The organism is Nitrosomonas eutropha (genome assembly GCF_900116685.1).
Classification (GTDB): domain Bacteria; phylum Pseudomonadota; class Gammaproteobacteria; order Burkholderiales; family Nitrosomonadaceae; genus Nitrosomonas; species Nitrosomonas eutropha_A.
In genome coordinates this window covers 1-10,167 of the sequence record NZ_FPBL01000021.1, presented here as the reverse complement: position 1 = coordinate 10,167, position 10,167 = coordinate 1, and the positions used below count along the sequence as shown (strand labels likewise).

Annotated in this window: 7 protein-coding genes and 4 pseudogenes; 5 read left to right on the top strand and 6 right to left on the bottom strand. The window is 43.8% G+C overall.

Going from position 1 to position 10,167, the window contains the following annotated elements; all coding sequences use genetic code 11:
• Positions 1-87 precede the first annotated feature (87 nt).
• Positions 88-870: pseudogene (locus tag BM331_RS11075) on the top strand (DDE-type integrase/transposase/recombinase); the annotation flags it as partial.
• A gap of 19 nt (positions 871-889) precedes the next feature.
• On the opposite strand, the pseudogene BM331_RS11070 reads toward BM331_RS11075, so the two are convergent.
• The 3 genes and pseudogenes from BM331_RS11070 to BM331_RS12300 all read right to left on the bottom strand — a co-directional run.
• Positions 890-1,926: pseudogene (locus tag BM331_RS11070) on the bottom strand (IS3 family transposase).
• 336 nt (positions 1,927-2,262) lie between these two features.
• Positions 2,263-3,573, bottom strand: a complete 1,311-nt coding sequence (locus BM331_RS11060; RefSeq protein WP_074929519.1) for a replication initiation protein — start codon at positions 3,571-3,573, stop codon at positions 2,263-2,265.
• A 556-nt stretch (positions 3,574-4,129) separates the two neighbouring features.
• Positions 4,130-4,625, bottom strand: a pseudogene (locus tag BM331_RS12300) (DDE-type integrase/transposase/recombinase); the annotation flags it as partial.
• 1,171 nt (positions 4,626-5,796) lie between these two features.
• On the opposite strand from BM331_RS12300, the gene BM331_RS11050 reads away from it, so the two are divergent.
• Together BM331_RS11050 and BM331_RS11045 are read left to right on the top strand one after the other, a co-directional pair.
• The gene (locus tag BM331_RS11050; protein WP_074929518.1) at positions 5,797-6,429 is read left to right on the top strand and encodes a ParA family protein; all 633 of its coding nucleotides are present in this window, start codon (positions 5,797-5,799) and stop codon (positions 6,427-6,429) included.
• The gene (locus tag BM331_RS11045) at positions 6,422-6,760 is read left to right on the top strand and encodes a hypothetical protein (protein ID WP_074929517.1); all 339 of its coding nucleotides are present in this window, start codon (positions 6,422-6,424) and stop codon (positions 6,758-6,760) included. The genes BM331_RS11050 and BM331_RS11045 overlap by 8 nt, the downstream gene beginning before the upstream one ends.
• A 10-nt stretch (positions 6,761-6,770) precedes the next feature.
• Here BM331_RS11045 and BM331_RS12295 read toward each other — a convergent pair.
• Positions 6,771-7,246: pseudogene (locus tag BM331_RS12295) on the bottom strand (IS3 family transposase); the annotation flags it as partial.
• Positions 7,247-7,640: 394 nt separating this feature from the next.
• On the opposite strand from BM331_RS12295, the gene BM331_RS11910 reads away from it, so the two are divergent.
• Positions 7,641-7,793, top strand: coding sequence for a hypothetical protein (locus tag BM331_RS11910; RefSeq protein ID WP_177217866.1), 153 nt, complete (start codon positions 7,641-7,643; stop codon positions 7,791-7,793).
• A 38-nt stretch (positions 7,794-7,831) separates the two neighbouring features.
• Here the strand turns inward: BM331_RS11910 and BM331_RS12460 are convergent, their stop codons facing one another.
• Positions 7,832-8,011 carry a hypothetical protein gene (locus BM331_RS12460; RefSeq protein ID WP_074929515.1) on the bottom strand — a complete coding sequence of 60 codons (180 nt, stop codon included), beginning with the start codon at positions 8,009-8,011 and terminating at the stop codon, positions 7,832-7,834.
• A gap of 478 nt (positions 8,012-8,489) precedes the next feature.
• On the opposite strand from BM331_RS12460, the gene BM331_RS11020 reads away from it, so the two are divergent.
• Positions 8,490-9,470 (top strand): tyrosine-type recombinase/integrase, encoded by a 981-nt coding sequence (locus BM331_RS11020; RefSeq protein WP_083414763.1) that lies wholly within the window; start codon positions 8,490-8,492, stop codon positions 9,468-9,470.
• Positions 9,471-9,803: 333 nt separating this feature from the next.
• On the opposite strand, the gene BM331_RS11015 is transcribed toward BM331_RS11020, so the two are convergent.
• On the bottom strand, positions 9,804-10,167 hold a 364-nt coding region (locus BM331_RS11015; protein ID WP_371265356.1), incomplete at its 5' end, for a hypothetical protein.

The window sequence follows — 10,167 nt, the reverse complement described above, 5'->3', positions numbered from 1 at the left end:
CATCCATTCGCATCAGCAGTGCCATCCTAAAGGCAGTCAAAAGATAATGAAAATTTTAAATTCTTATTTAGAACATAAGAAAAAATTATGTTTTACCTAGTTGAGTTATACAATTTAGCTGAAGTCTACGCCGACAGCCAGATCATGGCGATTCTGAAGCAAGTCGATGCGGAAGCGCCGGTACCCAAGCTGTGCCGTGAGCACGGCATGAGCAGCGCCTCGTTTTACGAGTGGCATGCCAAGCACGCCAACAAAAACGATGTGATTGCCGATTGGTTGATTCGACTGACGACGGCCCAGCGAAATTGGGGTTTCTGGCTATGTTTCCTGTATTTACGCAATATCAAAGGCTTCAAATGGAATCACAAAAGAGTTTACCGCATCTATCACGCACTGGAGCTGAACCTACGCATCAAGCCGCGCAAACTCTTGGTGCGCGAGCGGCCCGCGCCGCTGGGCATGGCCACCGATATTAATAAAATCTGGTCGATTGATTTTATGCATGATCAACTAGCCGACGGTCGCGACATCTAGTTGCTTAACATGGTGGATGACTTTAACCATGAGGGTTTGGTTATACTTCTCTTTGCCGGCAGAGCGCGTGACGCGCTCCCTGGACCAGATCATCGAAGGCGCGGCAAACCGTCGGGCCTGTGTTGTGACAACGGCCCCGAATACATCGGCAAAACGATGCTTGAATGGGCCGCCAGTCGACACATTACGATTATCCATACCCAACCCGGCAACCCACAGAAAAATGCCTACGTCGAATGCTACAACCGTACCGTGCGTTATGATTGGCTTGCCCAAAATCTGTTTGGCGGTCTAGACGAAGTTCAACTTGGCGCCACCGCCTGGCTTTGGCTCTACTGATCTGCTTGGGAATTCCCTACCAGCAGGAATTAGAGATTCTGGCCGTGGTTGTTAAATCGTTATTCAGGTTGTCCACGAACTGACGTGGAGTCAGGTGGTTCGGGCTGGAATGGGGCCGAGCCTCATTGTAGTGGCGACGCCAGTCCTCGATGATGACCCTGGCTTCCAGCCGATTGTGGAACCATTCCATCGATAAGCATTCATCCCGGAACTTGCCGTTAAAGCTCTCATTGGTACCGTTCTGCTAACGATTTACCAGGTTCGATCAGCACCGTTTCCAGATGCTCATCTATCGCCCATTGCAGCAGTTGGGTACTGACGAACTCAGGGCCGTTGTCACTACGTAAATTCAAGGTGCCTCGTGTAGGCTGACCAGGCAGCTCAGGATATCTATGACTCTCTTGGCACGGACACTGCAAGCGACATCAATCGTCAGGCATTTCAGTGTCTGGCCGTTGGCGAAAGCATCGAACACGAAGTCATAGCACCAGACGCTGTTCCTGCTGGACGGCTGACATAGTCTGGGCTGCGAACTTGGCGACAACCTTTCACCGCTTGCGCCTGGCTGGTACTTGTAGCCCTGCCTGACGCCACAGGCGCGAGCAGCGCTCCTGGCCAACCTGAATTCCTTCGCAGCCCAGGAAGACACGGATACTGCCCTGACAAACGTTGCATGGCCTGAGCCACTGGTTCGTCCTTCATCGGCATTCTCAGCGTGTAATATAAACCGGAACGGGATACTTCCAGCAGCGCACAAGCCAAGCGCTGGCAGACGCCACGCGAAATAGCGTACCGCGCCTGCGCCAACGGGTCTGTGCGCCTACCATTTTTTGCGTTGATCTCCTTCATAACCTCAATCTCAAGGTCACGATCGACCAATAGCTTACGCCGCCTTGCGTTCTCGGTTTCCAGCTCCTTCAGGCGCTTGACTTCACTGGTTTCCATACTGCCGTACTTCTTACGCCAGATGTAGATTGTCGCCTCGCTCACACCGTGCCGCTTGGCTACCTCCCCCACCGTGTCCTTGTCCGTCTCCCGTAGAATCCGGACAATCTATTCATCACTGTATCGCGCCTTCTTCATCCGCCTCTCGCTCTTCTCAAGAGGCCATTGTCTCAAGTTATGCTGGATTGAAAAACCCTAGGCAGGTCACTACAACAACGAGCGGCCGAACATGACACTGAGCAGCATCACCCCGAAACAAAAATTAGCTACAATTCTACCGCTGCTTACTGCTAGAAATAGGGGGATTACTATTCCATTTTAGGAAATAGTTTTCATTCATCTTAGTTTATGTGCCTGTAAATAATCTTAAGTCAGTCGCAGCTATTGTTAGTTTTTAAAGATCAAATGTAGGTTATTACAGATAGGAAAGCAGGAAGCTTTCAATCAAGATGCTACCGTGGCTTTTTTATTTTTCATCTCTAGCCATAAAACAAATTCATTTTTATTCATTACAACCTCCGGAAGAAATTGTGACCGCAGCCAACCCGTAAATGAAACGCGTTCGATAGCATCCTTAAATTTGCCTGTAACAGGATTATACGACTTTGTTTTATCTCTCCCCTCCCCTATGCTATAATGTTCAACCAGATCTATTATCTCTGTCATTGTAAGATTTTGTATTCGATTAGTGACAAGATGCCTTTTGTATTCAGCCTCCAGTTCTAATTTTTTTTCATCTACTTTCTTACATTTTTCCTTATCAAAGCTTTCCTTTCTAGTCTTTTCCTTGTTAATTTCATAAGTTGATTTACCTACATCAGCGCCATCTTCTATTAATTTACGAATGTAGCCAGCTGTAGTACCTTTTATCAGCTTTTTCTTGTCCCTTTCTTCCACATAATCTACTACTGCCTGTGCCTGTTCCTTATCCTGCAATATCCAGGCAATAGCGAGACGTTCACCGATGCCATGCTCGCGTAACCGTTTAAATGTTTCTGATTCGCGGATACTTGCATGATCATCCAGTAGCTCAGGTTCTAACAAACTTTTCTGAGGATTCTCAGTTAAGTTAAATCGGATAAAACTTACTTTTCGGCCTATTTTTCTGTATTCAGCCTCAATCAATATATCTGAAATTCGATTGATTTCTTTTATTGACTTGGTTATAACCTCGCGTTTCAGATATTTAAATTCATCATAAATAGATGCTGATGCACCAATCAATTTCTTAAACCGTTCTAACTCCCACCATCCCGTTGATCCTACTGATTTATAACGCAGACAGTTCTCATATAGAGTAAGCGCATATCCGCCTTCAAAACGGCGTTGTACTCCAAGATTGATCATCGCATAGATTTGCGGATCATAGAATCGTTCAGCGAGATACTCATCGTACCGATATGTACAAATGCTCCCTTTTATTTCGCCAAATGAAATCATGGTCATTACTCGCCAAGTTTCCTTGCCATCTTCCATGATATTAAATTCAATTGGTGTGGAAGTTAGCGTTCGAAGTATCTTCTTAAGTAAAGTAACATTGTTACTTTCCTCCCACCCAAGCATTGCACGTAGGTGGTCTACAGGTAAAGTATGGGTTCTTCTGGATAACAGATCATCATATGCATTCAGTAAAAGAACATTTACCATCTTACGTTCCAGCAAAGAAAGGTCACCACTGGTATGAATAGCAGCAACGTGCTTTCGCAGCTGATCATTCTTTAACTTTCGAACGCTTGGCGTGACGTTTTTTTGCATAAATGTATTTATTAATAAAGGTGACGCTCTGTCAGTAGATTATCACATCACCTTTATTATTTTTACCCAAAAACATCACCTTTAGCATATTACAAGCTGTTTCCTAAACCCTAAACCATCACCTTTCATACCTATAACCATCACCTTTCATACCTATAACCATCACCTTTCATACCTATAACCATCACCTTTATGTTCTAAAACCCTTATCTGATAAGCATTACAGAAACTTAAAGTTTTTTAAAGATGTTGTTGTATAAATAACAACAACAAACCAAAAACTCTAATATTTTTCTTATAGTTAATTATTTTTTACTTACGAACAATGAACAAAGTAATTAGCTACAAGACATTTACCAGTTTAAAATTTGTTTTATTATCAATAACTTATGCAAAAAATTTTGCATGAGGTAAATACATTGTGTGTGCTTATAATTCCTCGCCCAAAATCACTTCGATTGGTAACGCTACTTCTAAACCATCACCTTAAGCAAATTATGTAGGGTTTTCTTAACCCTAAACCATCACTTTTAATTCTTAATTAGCTATCTGGGTTCTACCCGTGATACACGAACGGCCGTAAAACAGCTAAAAACTTCCAATCACTCTTTACAACTTTTCGTCGCATCCGAGGATTATAAAAGCGTTCAATGTAATTAAATATATCTGCTTTGACTATGTCCATTGCCTGGTATTTCTTCCGGTTAACACATTTGCGTTTGAGCATTCCGAAAAATCCCTCACATGCTGCATTGTCACCGCAATGCCTACCGCACTCATAGAACAGATCAGTGTGTTTCTCATCAGAAATTTCTGATAGTCGTTGCTTCGAAACTGACTGCCACGATCCGAATGTAGAATCACAGATCAGCCGCCTTGGCATGGCCAGATCGCCATTTCAACGGCACGAATCACCATCTGACAGACCCTGTCTGTGATGCATCGACCAAACCCACTAACTTGCTGAACAAATCCAGAATGACGCACAGAAAGAGTTTGCCTTCATCAGTTTTGATCTCGGTCACCCATTTGGCTTCTGGCTCAAGTGATGTGATCTACTGAAACCGGACAGTCCAGTTAAGAGAAAATAACATTTTTAGGTCCAACATAAAGATGTTAAAAGGAAGAAAAATCGCAATAAAAGTATAGATAGATTATAGCTATCTATCAGCTAGCTGCTATATGGAAATAACAAAGACCGTAGAGAAATAGGCAGAAGCAAGTTCCGCTTATTGATAATTTTTGTAGCCCAGGCTTGGAGTAGTGCCGGGGCTATACCGCGAGCCGAGGATCATCAATGTTATTATGTATCAAGTGGAGTTGATAAAGTTTCTGAATGGTGAGTGCAGTATTGGGCCGAGATTACTCAGAAAATTACCGCCGGTTTGTATGCTCTTGTCTTAATTATTAAAATAAGAGGAACATTTTAGTATGTGGATGAATATAACTAAATTTTTTAATAAATATTTACCCATAAAAATATCTTTATGATTAGTCTGCTAACCTTAGCCCACTACGTCAAATCTACATTGTTTCATATCACCCTAAACCCTCACCTATTTACCTAAATTATTATTACAAATATTTTGTTGATTTAAATATTTGTAAGATAAATAGAATGGCATATTTGTGCTATTTAGCAATGTGGATCTGTATTGACAGATATGGGGTATTTAACGAAATATAATTTAATTACCAGCTACCTACCTATGCGGTAGTTGTTATCAACCACCCGGACATTATGAGAATTTACTTGTTTCTTCAACCTGTATAGAAAGATGATTGATGTATGGTCAAACTTAAAGAAACCATATAGATAAATGATAGCTATTTACTAGCTATCATTTATAATTAAAGCTGTAGCTAGATAGCTAATATATACGATGATTGTATTCATTTCCTTTGGATATGAAATACCAAAAAATTCACTCATGGATGAGCCATGACAACGAATAACCTTTAGACATCTTGGTTATAGGTATTCTTGGTCTTGATAAGGCCACCTTCAAGTTGGCTCCTTCTTGGCCTATTTTATTTAGTTATCGGTTGGATAGGGTTGTACATTCACCGGTCATATCGTTTTATATTTAAATAATATGTTTACAGGCATACATCTATAAAACAATTAAAAATTGGTTATTAACAAATAACATAGAAGCTATCTATCTACTATCTAACACTTAGCTTATAATCCGGCGCATATGTGGTTTAAACGGGTAGAGTATGACTGCTATAGTTGCATTTGTTTCTCAGAAGGGTGGTGTAGGGAAATCTACACTTGCACGTGCCTTGGCGAGAGAAGCAGCGGTCGGAGGCCTACGTGTAAAAATTGCCGATCTCGACACGCAACAAGGTACATCCGTTGACTGGCACCGATTGCGACTTTCCCAAAATATTAAACCTGTTATCTCTGTTGAGGCGTTTGCCACTGCTGCACAAGCACTGGAAGCGATATATGGCTATGATTTACTGATTATCGATGGTCCTGCACGTACCAGTTCAGCAACGCTAGAGATTTCCCGTGCAGCCGATTTAATTGTTCAGCCATCTGGTGCTTCAAGAGATGATCTGATTCCCGCTGTACGTGAATTTCATGCATTGAGTAAGGCCGATATTTCCAAGGAGCGTCTGGCATTTGCTCTGAATCGGATTGGTACACGGGCTGAAGAAGCCGCCGCACGGATTTACTTACAACAGGCTGGTTATAATGTTCTTGATGGAAGTTTATGTGATCGACCTGCCTATCGACAGGCACAAAACACCGGCCATAGTATTACCGAAACTCGTTATTCCGGGTTAAATGAGAAGGCCGATATGCTCATTCAATCATTGATAGATCGTGTAACAAATGACTGATGTATCGAAACTCAAAAAATTAAAGGGTAGGCGCGGTGAGCTCGGTGTACCACCAACGCTGGATGAAGCAAGCCTGAACTTGACTGCACCGGAATTTGCTCCAGTTAATACTGCAACGGGAAATTCACCTCCTTTGCCACAAGTCCAGACAATGGCTCGTAAAATTGATGGCCGCTCTTTTAGAAGAAGTAAACGTACCGTCCAGTTTGCAACGCGAGTAACTCCGGAATGGGATGCTCGTATTCGTACTATCGCACAACGAGAAGGTGTATTACTGATTGATGTTCTGGAGAAAGCGCTAGATGCTTATGAAACAAAATCTAACGATTGAGGTTATGGTTCTACCCGTGATACACGAACGGCCGTAAAACAGCTAAAAACTTCCAATCACTCTTTACAACTTTTCGTCGCATCCGAGGATTATAAAAGCGTTCAATGTAATTAAATATATCTGCTTTGACTATGTCCATTGCCTGGTATTTCTTCCGGTTAACACATTTGCGTTTGAGCATTCCGAAAAATCCCTCACATGCTGCATTGTCACCGCAATGCCTACCGCACTCATAGAACAGATCAGTGTGTTTCTCATCAGAAATTTCTGATAGTCGTTGCTTCGAAACTGACTGCCACGATCCGAATGTAGAATCACAGATCAGCCGCCTTGGCATGGCCAGATCGCCATTTCAACGGCACGAATCACCATCTGACAGACCCTGTCTGTGAAGTTCTTTACACCCGGTGGTGGCAAACCTAGTTTGCCACGCTGTCTCCGGTTTTTCTTCCGAGGCCAACCCCGAAGCCCGTCAGAGGCCATTAGGCTTTTCTGAAGTGTCCGTAAAACCTAGGTATAACCAACTTTATTCAATGTTATCAACACCATAGATTATATGCGATTTAGCAAGAATTAATGCGATTTAGCAAGAATTAATGCGATTTTTAATGAGTGGTAGTCTTTACTAAATTTGGCGCATATGATTTCATATCATTAGTCGGGGCAAGATGTGTAATGTAGTCCTACATGCTGCGCATTTTGGCCACATCACTTTCCCTTATTCGCCTCCAGCTCAACGTTAATCTTGCTCTGTGAGGCTAACTGGCGCAGCTGCGCCAGAAAAAAACCACACGATGTGTTGTCCACGTGATCTTCACATCAAAGTATGGGTAACACCAGAAGAAAAAGCAGCGATTGTGAAGCTGCATCCAATTCAGTGATGAAAGCATCGATCTATTTTCGCACCCAGGGTTTGAACACACCTGTTCTATCTGCACTTGACCCGGAAGCGTTGACAGATCTGGTAAAAATGAATAGCGATTTTGGACTAGCGGGATTATTAAAGCTATGGTTGGCAGAAAAACGCGGTTAAGGAGCCTCCGATGACTGTGGAAAACATGATAGATGGATTCAGGGAGCTGCATTCAGAAAACGGAAAAAATCGTACGCTAAGCCTGTGCCGAGGCTGGCACCCAGCGATACAGCGTAGGAACGGACACGCCGAGGTTCTTGGCCAACGTCCTTGGCAGTCACGCCGCTGGCCAGCCGCTTAGGCGAATTGTTAGGCTCATCTCGCGGGCGTGCTTCCATTTTGCCTACCCTTTTCGTCGTATGTGTAGATAAACGCACCTCTTCTCACATTGACCGTGCTGCCGGTGTACCCCGTTAGGCCATCGTTTTTGTCATTTCCTGAGGGAATTGACGCGATCTGTCGATTATTCTCGTCGTAGACGTATACGAATGCGCCGCGCTGAACTGCATTACCAATTGCCATAGGTCGTACCTCCTGATTAATGTTTATTAAATGGCATGCTATTTTCAGTACTAACGGCTATTTTCGCTCCCTTTTTAAATAATGCTTGCTCGGTCAGCAATCTTTTCCCATCCATGCGCAGCTCACCTCTTAGCGTACGATTTTTTCCGTTTTCTGAAGCGATCCCTATTAACCGTGATGAGATTATCGTGAATCACGAACAGTAATTTATTTGAATTATTATTGGGTGGCTAGAACGATATGATTATATCCTGTACTATTGATAACGTATTTTATAGATAGTAAGATACCAAAATGGATAAATCTGACTTCTCACATAAAAACCTCCCGGCTAACCCCAATTCTTCAACTCGGATTCTCGATCTGGCAGAATTTCAGCAATTATCAGAAATTCCAGTTGAGTTGGAGTGGTATGCGAACCTGGATAATGAAAACACCCGCCGCACTTATAAAAATGCGTTGCAAGATTTCATACAATTTACCGGCATTCAAAAACCGGAAGAATTCCGGCAAGTGACCCGTGCGCATATCATTGCATTTCGGGATACGTTGAAGAAACGAGATCTTTCCGGATCAAGCATACGGAACAAGCTGGCTGCAATATCTTCTCTGTTTGAATATTTGTGTGACAAAAACGCGGTGACACACAACCCGGTCAAAGGAACAAAACGTCCTGTTGTTGAAAGCTATGAAGGCAAATCCCCAGCATTGGGTGATCATCAGGCACGTGCGTTGCTCGATGCGCCGGATAATCAGTCTCTCAAAGGTAAACGGGATCGCGCCCTCCTCGCTATCTTGCTTTACCATGCGCTGCGTCGCGACGAGCTCTGCAAACTGAAAGTGAGAGACATCCAGCAGGAGCGACGTGGGGTACTGCATATGAAAGTATCCGGCAAGGGAGGCAAGATCCGTTATTTGCCTATTCACCCTGTGGTCAGCAGATTAATACATGAGTATCTGGAAGTGGCCGATCATGGACAAGAGGAATCAGGCCCATTATTCAAATCACTCTCTAACAATCGCAGCATGAGCAAGACTGCTGCTCTTACAGCTGATGCTGTCTACAAGATTGTGCAGTGTTACTCAGACAATCTTGGATTCAGAATTGGGGCCCATTCTCTACGGGCAACTGCCGCTACTAATGCACTTGAGAATAATGCTGATATTGCAAAGGTGCAGGAATGGTTGGGACACGCCAATATTTCAACAACGAGGATTTATGATCACCGGAAAATGCGGCCAGAAGATAGTCCGACGTTTAAGGTAAATTATTGAATAGCTTACTGTTATATGCTTTCTCTAAGGAGCTTCTATACAAATTTCCATAAGTCGTACTGTTGGTAAAAAGTAAGGAGAACACCACAAAAATTGTAGTTATTCTACGATACTGAGCGTTTTGGCGTATTTTGTGACAATACACCGCTCTCTTATGGCCCCACTTCCTGTTTTACCGTCTGTTCAACAATGGCATTACTTTCATAGCCACGATCTGCCAACAGGTAATCTACATTAATCATCAGCCATTTCAGAATTGACCTTACAACGTGGCCCTCTGTGCTTACGAATGCAGACCTAGGTCAGGGCAGCCATCGTGCTGTGGAATACGGTCTATTCGTCCTCTCCCAGTTCCGCATCCCAGCCGCGTTCTTTGGCGCAGGCAATGGCCTCGGCGTAGCATCGGGTGTGGCGCTCGCGCAGCTTGGGAGGCAGCATGCTCGGCAAGCTGCCGTACTTGTCCCACTCGCGGTTCACGCGCTCGATCAGGATCTGCATTTGTCCCAAGTTCCAGCCGGCACATTCCTCGGCATCGGGGATGAAGCCGAACACGCGGGCATCGAGCACGATGCGGCCGAGCTGAGTGATGCCATGCGAATCCTGGCTTAATCCGGGATAGATAATCTTTTCCATGTTTGCTCCAGTAATGCGGCTGTGCGGCGCGACGACACCTAGGCGCTGCATCCTAACCAAACCT